Below are 20924 nucleotides of genomic sequence, written 5' to 3' on the forward strand. Positions count from 1 at the left end.
GTCGATTTTCATCCGGTTTCTTTCCTGACCCGTGCAGTTGATTAACACTACTATAACACGGGTTTTTGAAACCGGATTTTTCCTCCTGTAACGGCCACTGTCGAACGAACGATACCTTGATGGCAAAGGGCTACGCGCATTGTGAAAAGACAAGCCCTGAAGGCCCACACTTGCTCCTGTACATCAAACAGGAGCAAGTGTTGCTGCCACTTCATTTTTGCTTTTTTCGTGAAAAACCCTGTCAAGTCTTTTTTTGCTGTTTTTGAAAATAATTCGCTGAATAGTTACGATTTTTTTTGATGGAGCAACAGTTTTCTCATAAAAATTCGTACGTATTTAGGCCCTGGTCGATGACTGAAACGATAAGGTACGTCTCAGGTGTTTACATCAAATGGATCAATCGGAAAAATTGTTTAACCCATTCGTGTCTCAAGCGAAACGTTTAGTGTACACGTCGGAAACGCTGGATCATGACACGGTTGCCCCTAATAATTGTCTCTATTGCTCACTTAGCAATACCGCAAACCCATCCAACATCAATGCCGTCACATCAGACGCCCAATTTGAGACAAAACAATTAAAACCATTATATACCATGAACTAGCAATCACATTTATCAAAATTTCTTTTCTTATACCAAGGCCAACCGTAGCGCCTGGATTTATCACAAAAACTACGTGCCTTTTTTAAACAAGTATAAATTGATGATGTATTCCTACATTGTTCACGCATACAAATACAAAAGTCATCATCGCATTCCTTGCGAGTTTTACAACGGTAGCCATCTTTACCAGCATAGCAATCATCATGAGCTTTACAGCAGTCCGTAAACCACCAATCATAAACCAACGAGCTAAGTATCCCCGGCCCACAAGCAAGACCAGTTGTATCAATAAACTTTAAAGGATTTTGCATAGCATAACCATATTTATCCAACATAAGGGTAGCGAATCTAATGCTTACAAGAAATTGAACTCCGATGAAATCTTCTCCAAAGATGGGATCACTCCGCAAGTATCTACCTAACTTTGCATCATAATATCTCCAATGATTATAGTGGAACCCTGTTTCCTGATCGTAGTGTTGTCCCGGAAACCGCAACGGATTCTCCACAACCGATCCCGCATTAACGGACGCCAGGCCAAACGAGGTGTACCGCGCTGACCACACCACGGCTCCGCTTGAGCTGGTCATCTTCTGCGGGGTGCCCAGATGATCGTTGTGGTACCAGTAGTATTGCGAGCCGACTTTCATAAATAGCGGATCGGTGCTCCAGGTCGAGCCGGGTTTCCAGCCGTAGGCTTTGAGCTGGGCGCCTGCGGCATCGTACTCACCGATCAGGCCTTCGTCGCTGTAGTGAAAGTAGGTCCGTGTTCCGGCCACCTCTTTGTAGAGGCGGCGGCCGAACGGGTCGTAATAGTAGCGGGCGATCACGGTGCCATCGGCGTCCTCGACCCGCTCTAAGCGGTCTTGCAGGTTGTAAAGGAGCCGGGTGATGACACCGTTGTCGTTTTTCTCGATCAGGTTGCCGTTGGCATCGTAAGTGAAGCTGACGCCGTTGTACCCTTGCAGCTCGTTGTTGGCGTTGTAGCGCCAGGTTGTGGTCGTGTCCGCCGATGATAGGCGGTTGCCCACCGCATCGTAGCCGAAGGCCTCATCGGGCTGGTCGGGGGTTTCGGTGATGGTCAGCCGGTACAGATCGTCGTAGTCGTAGGCGTAATCACCGTGTTCGGTCTGCTTGGCGATGATGTTGTCCATCATATCGTAGGTATAGGTGTAGTTCAACTGCGGATTGTCGCCCGGATCGGTGGTGGTGATCCGCTTTATGCGCATGAGCGGATCGTGCTGGTAATGGCGCTGCGTGCCGCCGGGTAGCGTCTCTTGGCTCGGGCGCGTCCAGTTGTAGGCGCTGACGGTGAACATGCCGGTGCCCGGGATTTCGATGCCGGTGAGCTGGTTGTTGGTATCGTAGTGGTATCCGTACACCGTGCCGTCCGGGCTGGTGAAGATGCGCTGCAGGCCGTTATGATAGTAGGTGTGGGTATTGGTCAGGCTAAAGCCCGGATAGTGGACCGTCTCTTCGGTTTTGCGGCCGGCGGGATCGTAGGTATAGTCGGCGGAGGTGGTGCCGTCGTCGTAGCCGGTGATCTGCCCGGCGGCATTGTAGGTGAAGTTCACGCTTTTGACGGGAGTGACGTGGTCGTCGGCGCTGTAGTAGTGGATTTGTTCCATTCGGTTGGCGGCGTCGTAGCGGTATTCGGTGCGCTGGTTTTCGGCATCGATCTTTTCGATCAGGTTGCCGGTGCCGTCGTAATCGTAGGCGGTCACCTGTTCCAGGGGGCGGATCTGTTTGATCAGGCGGTTGTTGCGGTCGTATTCAAAACGGGTGGTCCGGTTTTCGGCGTCGGTGACGGTCAGCAGGTTGTCGCGGGCATCGTAGGTGTAAACGGTTTGGCCGTGTTGGGGGTCGACGACCCGGGTGAGCCGATGGCGCGCGTCGTAGTGGTAGGTGGTGGTGTGCCCTTGTCCGTCCGTTTGGGAGACCAGGTTGCCGGCCGCATCGTGGCTGAATTCGGTGTAGTAGGCCTCCATGGGGTCGAGCATGTCGCGTTCCATGGTTTTGCGGCCGCGGGCATCGTAGCGCAACTCCCGGGCGAAGGTGGGGTATTCGATGCGGCTGGGCTGACCGGAGCTGCTGCCGGCGCATGCGCTGCAGCCGGCCGTGCCGTTGGTGTCGTAATAATGGACGATTTCGTTGCCGTTGCCGTCAGTGATCGTCTCAAGTCGGCCGTGGCTGTCATATTCGTAGACCGTGATCTTGCCTTCGGGGTCGGTGTGGCGCACCAGGCGGTTGTTCAGGTCGTATTGCATGCGGGTGCGCAGGTTGCGGGTGTCGTCATCCGGGTCCACGATGCGGGTGGTTTCAATGACGTTGCCGCGCACATCGTAGTCGAAGGTGGTGACCTGGCCGGCGGCATCGATTTGGCGGATCTTTTGCCCGGCCGTATTGTAGACAAAGGTTGTGGTTTGCCCCAGCGGGTCGGTGGTGGTCAGTGGCCGCCCGGCGGCATCGTAGGTGAAGGTCCAGCGGTTGCCGCGCCCATCGATGCGGGTCAACGCGTTGCCCATGATGTCATGGTCGCTGAAGGTTTCGGTGTGGTTTTCGGCATCGGTGCGGCTGACCAGGTTGCCGTAATCATCGTAGGCCATGGTGGTCAGCGCGGTTTGCCCGGCCCCGCTGATGCGCACGGTGGTCATGTTGCCGGCGGCATCGTGGGTGTAGTCGCTGATGCGCTCGTCCGCGGTGCCGGCGGCATCGATTTGCTGAATCAATCGGCCGGCGGCATCGTATGCATAGCGGGTCACGATCCCGTTTTCATCGATGTGGGCACTTTTTTTCTGGTGAACGGGATCGTATTGCCACGATTCGCTGCCGCCGTCCGGATGGCCGATGCGGGTCAGGTTACCCCAGACATCGTACTCTTTTTGGGTTTCGGTGCCGTCGGCGGAGCTGATGGCGGTGTTGCGGCCGTCGCGGGTAAAGGCCTTGTCAATTTCACCGTTGACGGCCACCTTCTTGATGGCGCCATCACGGGTGTACCACAACTCCTTGATTTGCCCATCGGGGCTTTGCACCCGGGCGTAGTACTCCTGTTTGAAACTGTCATAGCCGTAGCGGAAGCGGTGCCCGTCGCCGCGGCTGTCCATGACCGAGGCCACCCGATCGTTGGAGTCGTAGTTGATGGTCCGCTGCTGTTCGGGGCCGTCGATGACGCTGACGATGCGCCCCTTGGTATCATAATCGTAAGCGACCTCATGGCCGGTGACATCGGTGACCCGGGAAAGACGCCCGTTCGTGTAGGCGTAGTTTACACTGCGGCCGGCCGCATCGCGGATCAAGATCAGTTGACCGGCGCTGTCATATTCGAACCAGATCAGCTGGCGGTCGTTGCGGTCGGCCATGCCGCTGGGCCGCTGGTCATCGAACAGGATCTTTCCGATGGTGCCGTTGCGATCGCCATAGGCGCTCATGGCGATGCGGTTGTTGCCCGCATCGTGGTCGAACAGCTCCCAGCGACCCTGGCGGTTTTCGTAACGAAAACGGTTTGCACGGCCCTGAGCATCGCGTGCCTGGATCGTGATGCGGTGCGTGCCATGGGTGAAGATACCGCCGTTGTTTTCGTACCAATAGCCGTTGTAGTTGATCCAGGATGGATCCGCCGGCGCCGGGTCTTCGGCCACCGGGTCATACCGGAGTTCGATGCGGCTGTGCACGTTCCAGTACCAGCGCCAATCGCTGTAGTTGCGAATCACGCCGAGCTCGCCACCCTGGACTTTGACGCGCAGCTCGGTTGCACCGAGCAAAAATTCGCCGGTCAGCGGCATGACCGATGAGCCCACCGGCTCGCAGCGATACTCGCCGCACTCGTCCCGCTTGAGCTCTTCGCATTCGCCGCACTTGGGCTCCTCGGACCCGCTGCTGCCGCCGCCGCCGCAGCCCAGGCAGCTGCCGTTGCCGCAACTGGGGCCGGGGGGAGGCGGCGGTGAAGGTGGTGGTGGTGAGGGGCCATCAGGACCTGGACCGCCGGGTGGCGGTATGCAACCGTCACTGCCGGCACCAATTGTTGAACTGGAAGCACCACTTCCCTCAGGCACCCAGTAGCGCCCGCCACCACAGCCGGTCCCTCCGCAGGAGGTAGTGAACACTCGACCCCCGCCGCCGCCGCTGGTGGATGTGCCCCCGCACGGCCTGCCGAAGCAGTGGGGCACTGCGCCCGAGTAGGGGCAGCCGTTGGAGTCCACGCCGCTGTAACTGGTGTAGGTGCACGAGCGGTAGCAGCCGCTGCCGCCGCCGCTGAGCACTTCTTCGGCCTGGCTCAGGCTCTGGATGCAGGTCAGCCGGTAGGGAATGGTCACCCGCTGCTTGGCGCCCAGGCTTTCGGGCACCGGGGCCAGCAACTGGTACTGGATGTACTGGTCGTCGGCGGGCAGGTGCACTTCAAGGTTGTCGGCGCGGATCAGGCCGTGGTTGGTCAGGGTGAACTCGCCGTTGAACACATCGCCGGCTTTCATGTCGGGCAGCGAGACGTAGGAGGGCTCGCACACCACCACCGGAGACGGCACATCGGTCTCGTAGGTGATGCTCAGCACGATTTCGTACTTGTCCTGGATGGTGGTCTCCACCACGCGCCACTCGACGGTGACGAAGTTGTACTCCAGAAACATCTCTTCGGCGGCGGTAATACCCGGCTTGATCCACAGTTGGCCGATTTTCTCCTGGTGGCCGGCGGCGGTGACCCGGTAACGGTAAAGCCCGGCGGCCAGGTTGCTAAACAGCGCCTCGCCCAGGGCGTCGCTGCTCTGCTCGTAAACCAGGGTGGGGTTCTTTTCGTTTTGAACCGTGATGCGCGCTTCGGCAAGGCCCTGGATCCGTTCGTTGCGCTCGTTGAGCGAGCCGGTGTAGACGTTTTTGATTTTGAACAGCGCGTTGCCGATGCCGTCGGGGGTGGCCGAAACATACAGCGGGATGTTCAGGGCCGGGTAGTCCTCGGCGGTCACGCGCAGGTAGAAGGTGTGAAAGCCTTCGGCTGCCGCGTTGCGCGGGGCGAAGGTGATCGGCACCTGAAGCGCCCGGCCCACGGCCAGGGTGCCGGCCTCGTTGTGGGTGTTGAGCAGCACCCAGTCGGGCGGCGCGGTGTTGTTTTCGCCCACCAGGGTGAGGGTCACTCCGTGCAGGTCGGCCAGGCCCTTGTTCTCCAGGGTGATGGTCTCGGTCACGGCCTGGCCGAGCACCACGCCGGTTTCCAGGTGATGGGGTGCGCTGGTCAGAAAAGGTTTGGCGGCTGTGAACTGCGCATCGATGCGCACCAGGGCCCAGGGGTGCACGCCGGTTTCATCGCTGACCAGGCGTAGCACCAGCGAGCCGTGGTCGGCGGCGGTGTTGTCCGCGGAGATGGTCAGATCCATGGTGGCCTTTTGGCCGGATTCGAGCACCTCGATGCTCCGGTCGGCCTGCCAGGTGACCCCTTGGTCGAAGGTATTGGGCGGCTGGTCCCAATCCTCGTAAACCAGGCGCAGGTTGTGCGCTTGGGTGCCTTCAGCGGCGGTCAATTGGATGGGGATGGTCTGGGTGTAGTTCTTGGGCAGGTTGAGCCGGATCAGGGCCGGGGTGACATTGATCTTGGTGACGGTGAAGGTGGCCTGCACCGGCCGGTCCAGCAGGTCGGGATGCAGGGCGGCCACCTGGTAGGTACCTGCTTCGGTCTCCAGGGGGGTGAAGCGGTGGGTGAAGGTGCCGTCGCTGCCGGTGACCACGTTGATGCGGCGCTCGAAGCCGTTCAAGGTGATGATCAGGTTCAGCGGGGCGTTGGGCACGCTCTGGTCGGTGGTGCGCAAGGCGGCCCGGCCGCTGATGACGATCGGTTGCCGGCCGTTGGAGACCGGCGGGGTGATGGTGTTGATCTGGCCGTTGTATGCGGTCTCCACCATGCGGGTGTCGCGGGTGGCGCTGAGCCCCCGCATGGTCAACTGTTCGGGCCGGCCCCGCTGATGGTGGATGTGGGTGATGGACGCACGCACGCTGATGTTCTCGGGGGCATTGGCGGGCACGGGGATCTGGACCGGGTCGGACTCGAACAAGGCGCCGGCATCGATGCGCGCCACGGTCTCGCCGTTGCTCAAGGTGGTTACCATTGGGCCCAGCACTTGCTGAAAATCAAGCCTGGACAGGATGTTGCCGTCGGTGTCGAGCAGGTGGAAGTTGATTTCATCGGAGGGCCGCCGGCCCTGGTTCTTGGCGGTGACGATCTCGATGGGCGCATCGCCGGTGTTGTCCAGGGTAAAGCGTACGGTGCCGGTACCGCCGCGGGTCATCTCCTCGGTATGGATTTGCAGTGCCGGCATCCCTTCGCCCACCTGGATTTGCCCGGTGCGCACGATGCGGGCGACCTCGCCGGGGTTGGAGGCGGCCTGGACGGTGACAGTGACCGGCTCGATGTCGTGCAGGTCGCTGTAGCCGGCCACCACCACGGGGATGTCCCGGCTCTGGTTGCCGGCCAGGGTGAAGATCTCTCCGGGGTGGTCGATGCCGTTGACGCGCACGATCAATTGCAGGCCGGTGACGGTCTGGCCGGTGAGGTTGGTGACCGTGTAATTCACCTGGTTCATCAGGCCGCGGCGCAGCAGCCGATCGTCGGCGCGCGCCACGGACAGGGCGGGCAGCACGATGGTGCGGGCCAGGCTTTCGACCCCGTCGGTGTTGACGGCGATGACGCTGTATTCGCGGGCATCGCCGGCATAGCCGGTGTCTTGCATCTGCATGTGGGTGACAAGGTCGGTGTTGACCTGGACATCCCGACCCACCGGGCCCATGTAGACATCGAAGCCGGCCAGGCTGCCGCCCGGATGGGTCCAGGAGAGTAGAGGCAGTTCGTCGTCGGTTTGCTCGACCGTGATGGTGGCCGCGGGCAGCAGGTGAAAATCGGCGTAGTCGGAGTTGGAGGGTTCCGATTCGTTGCCGGCGGCGTCCACGGCGGTCACCACGTAGGTGTTGGCAGTGGGCGACGGGTTCCGATCCAGGGCCTTGTTCTGGTGGAACCGGGCGTCCACGGGGGTCAGATCCTCCACCGAACGGATCTCGGTGTCTTCGGCGCGGTAGAGCCGGTAGGTAACCGGTTCGGCGGTCACCGGTTCCCACTGGGCCTCGATACCGACGGGCAGCAGCTGGAGGGCGAAGTTGCGGGGCGCCGGGGGCGGGGTGGCGTCGGCGTCGACACTTACAACGGCGCTGGGGCCGCTTTCGGCTTCCTGGTTGTTTTCGCCGCGCAGGCTGGCCACGGCATACAGGTAGGTGCCGTCGCCGGTGGTGGTGTCTTCGTATTGGGTGTTTTCGTCATCGATGCGCGCCAGGGCAGTCCATTCGTCCTGGTCGGGCCCCTGGCGGTAGAGCCGGTAGCCTATGGCTTCGGCCACACCGTTCCAGGAGAGTGCGACGCGGCCGGCTGGCAGGGCTCGGGCGGTCAATCCGGTGGGGGCGGCCAGGGGCGGCAGCTCGCCCTGGTACACCTGGAACTGGTTGGGGGCCAGGATGCGGTCGCTTGGGTTGCCCAGCTCATCCTCGGCCAGGAAGAGAAACCGCAGGGTTTCCACCTGGTCCCGGCCGGCGTCGGCCGGCAGTTGGAAGGTGGCCTGCCAGGTCTGGATGTCGCCGCCCACCGGGGCGACGGCGGTCAGGCCCGTGATTTGCACGGGGGTGCGGCCCGGTCCGGAGAGCAGGTAGTCAAGGGCCGGGGTGGTGCCGGCGGCCGCCGCCTCGTCCAGACCGATGGTGACGGTGATGGCGGCCGGGTCATCGGTGCTGGTTTGGATGGGTGTGGCCGGATCGACGGCCAGACGCCGGACGGCCGGGCCGTCGGTGTCGATCGGCAGGCTCAGGCCCTGGTCGATTTCAGTGCCCCGGTTGCCCACCCGGTCGCGGCCGGAAAAGACCGCGTAGGCGATGCCGCTGAGGGTGAATTCGGTGATTTCGAAGCGACCGCTGTAAGTGGTGTCACCGGTCCGGGTCAGGACGATGGGAATCGGCGTGCCCTCCTGGGGGGTAAGGCTCAGGAAAGGAACGGCCATCAGTGGTTCACTGACGGTCAGGGCCACATCCACTTGCCCGGGTGCCACGGCGCCGGTGACGGGGTCCACCGCGCCATACGGTGTGTACACCAGGGCGGTGACGCGCGGCGGGGTGCTGTCCGCCACGGCCGACACCTGGGTCGAGGGGTCGCTTTGGTTGCCGGCCTCGTCCTGGCTGGTCAAGCGGTAGTACCATGTGCCGTCGCCCGGGGTCAGGTCCCGATAGCCGTAGGCGCGGATGGGTTCGGCATTGATGCGCCTGGCGCCGGCCGGATCGGTGAAGGGCCGGTCGCTGCGAAAGATGTTATAGGCGGATACCATTTTGCCGGGTGGCTGGCGCCAGTTCAGGCGCACCACGCCCCCCTCAATGGCCTCGGCCGAAAGATCGGCGGGGGCCGAGGGCCGGTCGGTGTCCACGATGACCGTGACCTCCGGGCTCATGGGCCCGGTGCCGGCGCGGTTGCGCGCGGCGGCCCGGATGCGGTTGGCCCCTTCGGTCAGGGTCAGGGTTCCAGCGAAGCGGCCCTGGCGATCCACGGCCGATTCCTCCGCCACGGCGCCGCCTTCCAGGAAGAGGGTGACACGGCCCTCCTTTTCCGCCCGCCCGGCCACCTGGAGGGTGGTCTGGTTGGTCAAGAGGCCGTCGGCCGGCTGGTCGATCACGGGGGCCGCCGGCAGGGCCATGCTCACATTGAGGGTGTAGGATAGCGCGGTGCTGTTGTTCAGGGTGTCGAAGGCAGTGATCTCCAGGGTGTAGGTACCGTCATCGAGCAGCAGGATATCGATGGGCCGGCGGTACGGCGCCCGCATGGCGGCGTGCTGCAGTTCGCCGTTCAGCTTGAATTCGACGCGGCTCACACCGGATGGGTCGGCGGCCGACAAGGTGATCACGGCCGGGCGCTCCAGGGTGTGACCGCTGACCAGGACCTGGTCGTCTATCCGCACGTCGCTGATCTGCGGGCCTTCCTCATCCGGCGCCGGTTCGGCGGCCACGGTGATCACGTCGGGGCGCCGGCCGTCGGACCGGTTCACCGCGGTCACGGCAAAGTGGTAGGTCTGATGGTTAACCAGGCCGGCCACCCTGGCGTTGGTCCGGGTGGCGGTGAGCACGGGAGTCATGCCCTCGACGGAAGAAAAGGGGCCGTCGGGCGAGGCATAAATGGCGTAGTGCTTCAAGTGGGCGGCGGGTCCGACCGCCTGCCAGGTTAACTGTACAAAGCCGTTGAAGGCTTCTGCAGTCAGCCCGGCGGGATTGTCCAGCCAGGTGTAGCCGATGATGGTGACGCCGAGGTTTTCATTGCCCTGGGCGCTGACGCCGGTGATCCGGAATGGGTAGGCGCCGGACGGGGCCAGACCGGTGCGCTCGTAGTGGACGGCATCGGCGGGCAGCGCTTCGGCCGCGGTGTCGTCGAAGTAGACCCGATAGCCGGCCAAGGTGCTCTGAGGGCTGTCGGGAGGCTGCCAGGAGAACACCAGGCGGTCGGCATGGGAGGCAACGGCGAGTTGCCGCACCTCGCCGGGGGCCAGACGGTCGAAGGGCGTGGCGGTGACGGCGGTGACGGCCGGTGTGAATTGTCCGGCCAGGTCCACGGCCACCACGGCGAACCAGTAGGGGGTGCCGGTGGTGAGTTGACGCACCACATGGGTGAACAAGCCGGCGTTGACGTAGGCGACGGGGGCAAGGCCGGTAATGTCGCTGAACGGCTCGGCGGCACAATAGATGCGATAACCGGCGATGTCGCCGTGGGCGGCTTCGTCGTACCCGTTCCAGTTCAGAAAAACGCTCGCCCCGTCGCCGTCTCCGCCGGCGGTGAGAGTATCGACCGGCGGCGGTGGGATGTCGTCATAGACGATGGTCGTGCGGGCCTCGGGGCTCAGGTTGCCGGCCCGGTCCCGGGCCGTGAAGGCATAGAGGTTTTCGCCTTCGGACAAGGTGACGGTGTGCTGCCAGGTGGTGACGGCGGTGTGCCCGACGAGCTCCTCGCCGTTGAGCAGCAGGGCGGCATGGGCCTCCTTGCGGCCGGCGATGGTCTGGGTGAGGGTGTGGGTTGGGGATACGACCGGGTCGATCACCGGCGCGGGCGGCGGCACCGTGTCCACCGTAAAGACCGATGTCCTCAGGTTGGAGGCGTTGCCCATGCGGTCCACCAGGCGCACTTCGATGGTGTAGACATCGTCCCCGAAAGGCGCGGCAGGGGCAAAGTGCAGCCGGCTCTCCTGATCGCTCCAGGTACCGGGCACCGGGTTGAGCAGGCCGTTTTTCACGGCGTGGCTGACGGCATCGGCATCGATGCCGCTGCCGGTCTCGGTGTAGGCGATCACCACGGCGAGTGGCGGGACGTTCAAGAAGCTGTCGGCGGCCGGGGTGACGGCATTGATCGCCGGGGCAATGGAATCGACATGGATGTCCACATAGATCGGGTCGCTGAGGTTGCCGGCGGCGTCGCGGGTCTGAATTTCAAGGACGTTGTCGCCTTGACCGAGGCCGAGGCTGATGCTCCAGGGGCCGGAGCCGTAGTTGTTGTAATTGTAGCCGTTGATCCGGATCGACGTATTGTCCGGCCGGGTGCCGGTCAAGGTGATGGTGGATCGGTGGGACCGGTTTTCAGCGGGACGCGGGGCAATGGTGCCGGAAAGGACCTCGCCGCCGGTGATCACGGGCGGATCGGGCTTGTCGGTGACAACCGTGAATCCAAAGCTGTGAGGACGCTCGTTGCCGGCCGTGTCCCGGGCGATCAGGGATACTTCATATGCGCCGGGTGGCAGGGGAACGACGGCCGGCGTGAAGAAAAATCGGCTGCCGCTGACACCGGTGGTGCCGGCCACCGGCTGACCGGCCTGCATAAGGGACAAGCCGGCCAAGGTGCCCTCATTGTCCATGCTGCCCCCATGAGGGTCGCTGATATAGATGTCGATGCGGTTGACCTGCTGCACCAATGCGCCGTCGGCCGGGTTGGTGCTGGTAATGTTCGGCGAGGTGGTGTCGATGACCACACCCGCGCCGGCGTTGCGGCTGTTGTTGGACTCATTGTCTTCGTCGATCACGTTGGTGCTGTCCGCCTCCACGGTGACGTTGACCGGTCCCACCAGGGCGGTCCATCGGTGGGTGACTTGGATCGACTCGCCGGGAGGGATCAGTGCGGATACCCATTGATTGTTCACGAGGGTGTTGTTGACTCGAAAGTTGACGCGGAAGTTCCGTGTGGTAGCCCCGGCGCCGATGTTCCGGATGGTTGCGGTATAGGTTACGCTCTGGCCGGCCTCGATTCCCGTTGCCGGGGTCCACGTCAGGTCGCTGACCACCAGGTCGGGTTGGGGGTTGGCGGTGGTGAAACGCCAGACCGGGCTGGCGGTTTCGGCCCCATGGTTGTCCCGGGCCACCACGCGCCAGAAATAGGTGGTATCGGGTTGTATATTGACCACGGTATAGGATGCCGTGCTCAACTCTTCGTCAAGGGGCGTCAAGGCGTCGATGTCCTTCCCCCACAAGATGGTATATGCGACCGTATCGGAGGGGTTGGGATCGCCGCCCGTCCAGGTCAGCACCACGGCACGGTCAGGGAAGTCCACCCCGGTGGCTTCATGCGCGGGACCGGGATTTTGGGGCACGAAGGGCGGATCGTTATGCGGCACCCCTCCCGCACAGTCGCTGGGGACTGTTCGCCAGGGCGTGTATTCCACATTTCCCAGGGTGTCGTCACCGGTCTGGTTCGGCCCGTTAATGTCCCCCCACCAGTTGTTGATGGTTGATACAGGTACGCTGCTTGTATTGCGGACTCCGTAATCCCGGTTGTTGATGAAATTGTTGTTACCGATCAGTGGCTGGGCATTGGATGTGGTGTATATCCCCACGAGATTTCCGGTGATGTTGTTGCACGCGATAATGGTGCCGCTGCTGCCGGCGCCGGTCAGGTAAATGCCGTTGGAGTCGCTGTTGCGAATGGTGTTGAGCCGGATGGAAAGGTTGGTGTTGGAAACGTATATGTTGCCCTGTGACCCACTGCCGCCATATTCAACGATGCAGTGTTCCAACCGGGACCGGTCGTCCACCGCTGTATTTTGAAAGCGTATGCCGGACCAATGGCCGGCACCGGGCGTGGGGCTGTTAGCCGTAAAGCGCACGGGGGCGGTTTCGGTTCCTACCGCTATCAAGGCCCCCGGCGCACCGCTGGTGCCGCCGACATAGAGATAGCGGTTGCTGCCGAACCGCATTTGCACACCCGGTTCGAGGGTCAATGTGGTGACACCATCATCGCCGTCCGTGCCTTGGATGGTGAAGTAGTTTGTAATGGCATAAGGCACGGAGGACGGCCAGAGGCTATCTAGGCTCAGTCTGGTACCGGTCACTTGTAGAGCGCTACCCTCATTCAAGTCGCGAAAGGTCGTGGTGGCCACGAATGTCCCGACATTGTCGGTCGGCATGCGCACCGGAAATTCATTGTTCCAGTTGATGGTGTTGTTGTCGAAGGCGATATGGCCGGTGCCGGCAAAATGGATGCCGTTGCTGAAGGTGCAGTTGTAAACCGATCCGCCCACGGTACCCGAGTAGTAAAGGTCGTAGGTGCTGTTGTTGGTGAATCGGCACGAGGCCAATGTGGGGGCGGCATTTTGGATGCGAACGGGGTTTAAGCCCCCCCATCCGGCATACTCCACGATGCAATGCTCCATGCGCGTGGTGGCGTTGTGGGTCGTGGCGCGGAACTGTATTCCCGGCCAATGCCCCGGCTGGGGATTGGCGGAATTGGCGGTAAAACGGATAGGTTCGGCTGCGGTGCCTTGGGCGATCAGGGCCCCTGGTGCCCCGCTGGTGCCGCCGACATAAAAATAGCGGTAGCTGTTAAACCGCACCTCCACGCCAGGCGCAAGCGTCAGCGTGGTGAGTTCGTCATCGCCGTCCGTGCCTTGTATGGTGAGGTCGTTTGTAATGGCATAAGGCACGGTGGCCAGCCAGAGGCTATCCCGGCTCAGTCTGCTGCCGGTGACCTGAAGGGCGCTGTTTGGGCCCAGGTTGTTGAACGTGGTGGTGGCCACGAATGTCCCGACATTGTCGGTCGGCATGCGCACCGGAAATTCATCGTTCCAGTTGATGTTGTTGTTGTCGAAGGCCACATGGCCGGTGCCGGCTAAATGGATGCCGTTGTTGAAGATGCAGTTGTAAACCGATCCGCCCACTGCGCCCGAGAAATAAAGGTCGTAGGTGCTGTTGTCGGTGAATCGGCACGAGGCCAATGTGGGGGCGGCATTTTGGATACGAACGGGGTTTAAACCTCCCCATCCGGCATACTCCACGATGCAATGCTCCATGCGCGTGGTGGCGTTGTGGGTCGTGGCGCGGAACTGTATTCCCGGCCAATGCCCCGGCTGGGGATTGGCGGAATTGGCGGTAAAACGGATAGGTTCGGCTGCGGTGCCTTGGGCGATCAGGGCCCCTGGTGCCCCGCTGGTGCCGCCGACATAAAAATAGCGGTAGCTGTTAAACCGCACTTCCACGCCGGGCTCTATGGTCAGGGTTGCAACGCTGCCATCGGAATTGGTGCCTTGCACGGTGATATTGCCCGTTACGATATAGGGGCTGCCGTCCAAAGTCCAAGTCGTATCAGCGGGGATAGTTCCGCTGACCATGGTCTCGGCGCCTGCCCCCGCCGTGCAACACAGCAGCAGCGCGATCACGCAGGCCGCGATCCGGAAGGCGGATGTCTTGAGCCGGCAGGACGTCATGGGGTGTCGGAACCGTTTCGTGTACTTTTCCGGTGGAATCATTGTTTCCTCTCGAATTCTTTTTGTGGGGCGCAGGCCGTGCAAGGGCCGATGGTCACTTGGCGATCTTCCTTGGCGCGGGTGGCCAGCCGTTGGTCGTTCAGGTACTGTTCGTATGCTTGCCACCCGTTTTTCAAAAGGTAGACCTGCCGGATGCCGGCAGCGGTTAGCTGCCGGTGAATGAGATCCGTTTCATTGCCGTTGCGGCCCGAGATCAGGATGCGGAAGAAGGGGTCAGTGCGGTTCTTCACCCATAAGGCCGTGATCCGTTCAAGGTTCTGGGGGTTGTCGATGAGGGGGATGGGGTGAACGGACGTACCATGGATAGCCCCGCGATTTTCGCCGGACCCTCCGGCGTCGATGATCAGAAGGTGACGACTGCCCATCTCCCGTGCCAGCATGTGGGGGGGCACGATGATCATGCGATCCATGGCAAAAGGATCGCCCACCAGGGGGCCGCCCCCGGCCTGCCAGGCAAGCAGTCCCCCGGCCAGGATGGTGGCCTGGAAGCCTTGTCGGTTGAGCGTTTCGCAGGCATCGGCCAGGTGGCGGATGGAGAAGCCCTCGTTGACCAATACGATGGGTTTGCTTTTGAGAAAGGGCTTGGTGCGGATGGTATGCAAGGGCATGTGGATCGATCCCGCAATCCGGAAGCGTTGAAACTCTTCAAGGGAGCGGACATCGATCAGTTGCAGCGCATTTCTTTCAAGACCATCCATGGCGGCGGGCACCGAAACGGCCAATGCCGGGCTGATTGCCGGTGCGTCCGGTTCCGGAAACAAGCTGTGTCCATCCGCCCACTGCGACTGGGGCCATCCCAGCAAGACCGGTAGTATCAAAACGATCCAGAGCGTCGCGTAATTTCTTCTACAATGCTTCATTTTCGGTTTCCTGCCGTAATATCAAGGTGCGCCGCACCCCCCCGGTACCGACGATGTATTGATACGCATCGTAACCCGGGTGTCATTGACAACTTCGATGGGTTCGGTCCAATGGCTCTCACCGCGATACTCGACCCTGAGGGAGTAACGCCCCTCGGGCAGGTGGAATGCGGCAATGCCTTCGTCGGTGGTGGTCTGTTGCTGGCCGAGGTAATCGCCGTTCTCTCTGGACAGATAGACGGGGAGCCCCGGCATGGGGTTGGATGAGCGGTCCCACACGACAAGTTCGAGGCGGCCGCCGCCCGCATCGATCGGCACCTCCAGCGGGCCGGAGGTAGGAACGACAATGGTGTCGCTCCAGTAATGGCCCCCGAGAATGTCGGCCCGGAAGGCAAAGGCCGTATCCACCGGCAACTGAAAGTGGACCCGGCCGTGTGCATCGGTGAGCAGGTGCGGGCCTTGGTAAGAGTGATCACCATTGAACAGATGCACGGGTATGTCGGGAACCGGAACGGTCGTGTCGGGAGGTGGCGCGACATTGCCGCAGCCCCCGGGTGGCGGCGTCTCCTGATCCCCGTCGGCGGCCATGACCACGGTCACGGAAGCCGGCGCATGGGGAATCATCATCTCGCCGGAAAAGGCGTTGGGCACCTGGATCATCTCGCTCCAGAAGAGGTGCCCGAGATAATCGACGCAGATGCGATAAGCGCCATCGCCCAGGTCGAAAGTGAGCTGCCCGTCGCCATTGGTGATGCCGGACCGTCCCAGGTCGTTGCCATTATGGTCGAACAGGGTGCATGCGACACCGGCCAATGGTTGGCCGGGCCCTTGCAGCAGGGTGAAGGTGAAGTCGCCGCCGGTGGTGGAGATGCCGATGTCCAGGCGTTGATCCGCGTCAAGGGTTGCCATGCCGCTCAAGTACATTTCGCCCATGTGCGCGGCCCGGAAGCCGTAGGTGCCCACGGGGAGTCGGAACAGGCATCGCCCCTCGTTATCGGTGACAGCGGAAAGCCCCAAGTCGTTTCCTTCTTCGTCGACCGGGATCACCGACACGCCGGCCAGCGGCCGGCCGGCGGCGGTAACGGTGATCAGGGCTTCGGCCAACGGCACGATGATTGTCGCATCCTCCCAGGTGAATTCATCGGTCCAGAAGGAACCGCCAAGGGTGTCGGCGCGCGCCATGAAGGCCGCTTCGGGCAGCTCGAAAGCCACTTGCCCGTCGTTGCCGGTGATTTGCTGGATATCCAGGGATTCACCCGTCACTGCGTGGAGATGGACTTCGATTCCTTCGAGCGGCGCGCTCTCTTCCATGAATCGGCCGTGCACCGTCACTACGGTGGGTTGATGGGGCAGCTCTATGGTTGCCAGGGTGTCGGCGGTCAGTTGAATCGGCGCACTCCAGAATGCATGGCCCAGGTAATCGGCGCGCGCCCGGTAGTCGCCAACTGCCGGATGGAAGACGGCACGGCCTTGATCATCGGTATCGGAATGCATGCCAAGGTCGTTGCCCGTCGAATCGCAGAGTCGCACTGGAATGCCCGCCAGAGGTTCATCGGGCGCCATTTGCACGGCCACCGTCAAACGGCCGCCGGTGGAAACAGCCACATCCTGCGGACCGTCTCCGCTGACGTCCACCGGTTGGCTCCAATGGTGTTCAGCGCCGATATCCGCCCGGAATCGGAAGGTGGCGTCCACGGGAAGATCGAAGACCACCTGCCCCAGGCCGTTGGTAATCAGAACCAGCCCCAAATCCTCGCCCGAAGCGCTGAACAGATGGACCGGTACGCCGGCGGCCGGGCCGTGGGCGGTATGGACGGTGACGGTAACAGGCGCATCGATAACCGTAATGGGTATGGCCTGGGTGTCCGGCAACACCACGTCGGCGGACAAGAACGGACGACCCAAGTAATCGGCGCGGAAACGATAGGTTCCGGTGGTGAATGCGGCGGCGTCGAAACGGGCCTGGCCGCTTTCGTCGGTGGTGACGGTTTGACCGGTGGCACCGCCGGTTTCGGTTAAGGCGGCGACAGCGACACCTTCCAAAAGACGGCCTTGGGCGGTGCGCACCGTCACGGTAACAGTCGCTTCCGTGAAATCGTAGGTTTCGGTATGGATCTCGCTCTGGTTGCCCAGGGCATCGACAGCCATGAAACGCAGCGTGGTGTTCTCCGCAATGGTCAGCGGCGCTTCGTAGATCTCGGCGGCGATGTCGGGCATCGCGCCGTCCAGGGTGTAGTAGAGGACACCCTCCTTGTCGGCGGTCAGGGTGACCTGCACCGGTGCTTCGAAGGCGCCGCCGGGCGGCGTGGCGGTGACCACGGGCGGTGTGCGGTCGATGGTGACCGGTACCGGACAGTGGACGGTGACCACAGCCGCCGCATTGGCGATCACGGCGTGGATGTAGAAGGTGCCCTCCAGGGCGCTGATATCCCAGGTGTGGTATCCAACGCGCCCGTCGGGGTCATCCTCGAGGCCGTCGGCGATGAGGACGGCCTCTGTGCCGCTCGCATCGTCGGCGTAGTAGAGGGAAATGGCGGCATCGCCGTCAGGGTCCTCGTGATGCCAGCGGATGACAATGCCCTGGGCGTTGGTGTACAGCGGTTCGACCGGAGCGATGAAAGTGAGCCGTGGCGGCTGCGCGAGGCCGTCCGCCTTGGCGAAGAACAGGCCGTTTTCGGACCACTCGCCGGGAAGACCATGGGGATCCACGGCCTGGCTGCGCCAATAGTACCACGCGCTGGCGTCCAGTGCCGGCGGGTCTTGCCAGGTGCGGGTTTCGCTGACGGCATGGGCGATAGGTTGCGTGAGCGCCGCATCGGCATAAAGCTCGAAACGGTAGAACAGCGCCTCTTGTTCCGGATCCGGGGCCGGGTGGACGGAGAGCACCGGCGTCGCGGTGGCGACCCAGGCGCCGACGCCTGGATTGCGCAATTCGGGCCGACCCGGCGCTTCATTGATGGTGTTGACAAAAAACCGGCCTGCGGCCCAGGGGCTTTCGATGGTGCCGCGGCTGCTCTTGACCCGCCAGTAGTGCCAGGTGTTGTCCGTCAGGTCCTGAAGCGCCCAGCCCATATGAGGCGCCGCGGACGGAATGGGGTCGGAAACGACCTTGGCGTCACCGGCGAAAGTGGGGTCGGTGTCGAGTTCGATGCTGTATGTGATGCCCGGGTCGTGTGCATCGTCCCCGGGGGCGAAGGTCAACTCCACATAGGTCGTGGCGATTTGGGCGCCGTCCCCGGGAAATACCGGCAGCGGTGCGGGTGGCGCAGTATTGGCGGTGTTGACCCAGAAGGCGGCCAGGGGACCCTCGGTGGCGGCGCCTCGGCTGTCCACGGCCACGGCGCGCCAGTGATAGGCGGTGGCTTCCGCCAGGGCTACATCCACGGTCCAGGCGGTCCGATGGTCGCCGCCGGCGTCGAGTGCCCGGGCAGCCGTCACCAGTGTGGTCATGGCGCTGTCGGCGTAGACTTCCAATTCGTAGGTAACCGTCTCGCCTTCGGGATCCGTTGAATTGGTGATTTCCAGAACGGGATAATGGGTATCCACATCGTTGCCGTCGGCGGGCGCGCTGATGCCGGGAGCGGTGGGCGGGTCGTTCGCGGTGTCCGTTAAGAAACGTCCGTAGGCCCAAAGGGTTCTGCCGGTATCGTTGGCGGCGCGTGCCCGCCAGTGGTACATCGTATTGTCCGCCAAAGGTGTGGGCACGCGCCAAGAAGTGGTGCCGCCCGGCGCGTCATCGACCTCGGCGGCAAAAAGCCGCTCCTTGAAGGCCGGATCGCCGAAAAGTTCGAAGGTATAGACAATGGGGTTTCCATCGGGGTCGATGCTGTTGGCGATCACCAGTTCCGGTGTGAGGGTCTCCACGAAATGGCCGTTCAGGGGTTCGAGGATCACCGGTACGCTGGGCACGTTGTTGGGGCGTGTGGGATCGAAACCGTTAAGGTACTCGTCCAAATCACTGATACCATCCCCGTCGAAATCGCCCATGCCGTCCCGATCCAGGGTGCCGAAGTGCTCCAATTCCCAGCTGTCGGGCATGCCGTCGCCGTCGCTGTCGGCTTCCGAGAAGATCTGGATGACGGCCCGCCGGGAGGATTCCAGGAGTCCGTCGGCAGCAATAAATTCAATGGCGTAGCGCCCGGCCTGACCAACTGCCGGCACCCAGTCGAAGATACCGCTGCCGTCTTGCTGGTCGACGAAGGTGGCCCCCACGGGCAACGGACCGGTGCGCAACGTTGGTGTGGTGCCGTTGGGGTCCGTGGCTTCCACCAGGAAGGAGAGCTGCCGGCCCTCGATACCGGTGCGGTCCGGGATAAACTGAATCGCGGGCGGCTGGGGCATATCGGCCACGTTTTGCATGGCGATGGTGTATACGCCGGTGGTGTTGTGGTCGAAAATATTGAGAAAGTACTGCCAGGGGCCGCTGCCCGCCCGGGTTTTGGAAAACCATACATTTTGGGGCTTGATGCGCTTGCCGTCCGAGCGGATCGCTTCGCGAATCACCATGGCGCCTCGGGTTGGATCGGCCACCCGTGCGTACATGAAGCCGTCGGTGGGCGGTGTGGTCAACCGGTACCCACCGCCCACCAAATGGGTCAGGGCGGCAGCGGCCGATTGATCGGTCACCAAGGTGTCGATATTGTCCGATTCGTAGACCCGGTAGACATCGTCGTCCTTGGCCAAAAAGTCTTCGATATTGTCGCGTCCTTCAGCATCCACCAGCACGCTGTGCACCAGAAAATGGGTCCTTACGTCGTCCTGGCCGATCAGGGAGGTCAACTTGCCGCCCAGTTCCGCGGCGTGGGAAAACTCCGCTTCGAACCCCACGAAACGGCCCGAAAGGGAACTGGTCATGATCCAGTGGGCCACCCCGGCCTTGTCGGGCGCGATGTCGCCGAAATCGGCCAGCAGGCTGTTGACCGCCGGTCGACCGTTGACCGAGGTGCCCTCGATCTTGAAGCCGATCAACAATCCGAGTTCGTTCTCCACGATACGGGGTTGGGCCGACTCGACCTTCAGCGCACGGGCGTATCCATGGCCCTTATTGCGTATGCGCAGTCCGAGATGAAAGGGTACAGGGGCTTCGATGTCGCTGGTCCAGGGGTCGTCGCCGTACACATCGGTGGGCAGGAAGTAATCCAGCACCAACCGGGGCATGGGCTTGACGTAGATAAAATCGGGGGTCACGGTGATGCTTTCGCTTTTTCCACCGGCGGTGTAGGTAAGCGTGGCGCCGACAAAATAGAGGGTGCCGCTCTCGCGCCCGTTGGAAGCGCCCGGGCTGGGGATAATCAGCCAATGGATATCGGCCGAGGTTTCCGGCGCCACGGTACCGCTGCCGGTCAAATCGGCGATATGCTTCATGGTGTCGACACGAATGAAGAACAGCGCATTGCTGCTGTCCGGGTCGGATGAGGCCGTCACCGGGTTGCCGTGCTCATCGGCGAAGGTGACATCGACCGCCACATTCTGCAACGGGATGTGGGACAGGCCGTTATTGATACGCATGTACGCGTCGAAAGCCTGCCGCTCCAAGGTCAACTCCTGCCGGATTTCGATTTTTACTGTGGCACACGCGGCGAGACCGTCTCGGGGTGCCAGCAATGCCGGCTGGATGGCCAATAGAGCCCACAATAACAGCAGCGATAAACGAAACATACAGGC

The 20924-nt window shown here is 62.1% G+C and carries 3 protein-coding genes; all 3 read right to left on the reverse strand.

The features are described from left to right. Window positions 1–600: 600 nt before the first annotated feature. From MRX98_RS20980 to MRX98_RS20990, 3 genes are read right to left on the reverse strand one after another with little or no spacing between them, the layout of a single operon-like run. The gene (locus MRX98_RS20980) at window positions 601–14382 is read right to left on the reverse strand and encodes a fibronectin type III domain-containing protein (RefSeq protein WP_246914842.1); all 13782 of its coding nucleotides are present in this window, start codon (window positions 14380–14382) and stop codon (window positions 601–603) included. Continuing rightward, window positions 14379–15260, reverse strand: coding sequence for a rhodanese-like domain-containing protein (locus tag MRX98_RS20985; protein ID WP_246914820.1), 882 nt, complete (start codon window positions 15258–15260; stop codon window positions 14379–14381). Before MRX98_RS20985 ends, MRX98_RS20980 begins: the two co-directional genes overlap by 4 nt. Window positions 15261–15281: 21 nt before the next feature. Further along, window positions 15282–20918: a chitobiase/beta-hexosaminidase C-terminal domain-containing protein gene (locus MRX98_RS20990; RefSeq protein ID WP_246914823.1), complete on the reverse strand. Its 5637-nt coding sequence runs from the start codon at window positions 20916–20918 to the stop codon at window positions 15282–15284. Window positions 20919–20924: the final 6 nt, after the last annotated feature.

It is taken from the genome of Desulfatitalea alkaliphila, from assembly GCF_022968795.1.
GTDB classification, from domain to species: domain Bacteria; phylum Desulfobacterota; class Desulfobacteria; order Desulfobacterales; family Desulfosarcinaceae; genus Desulfatitalea; species Desulfatitalea alkaliphila.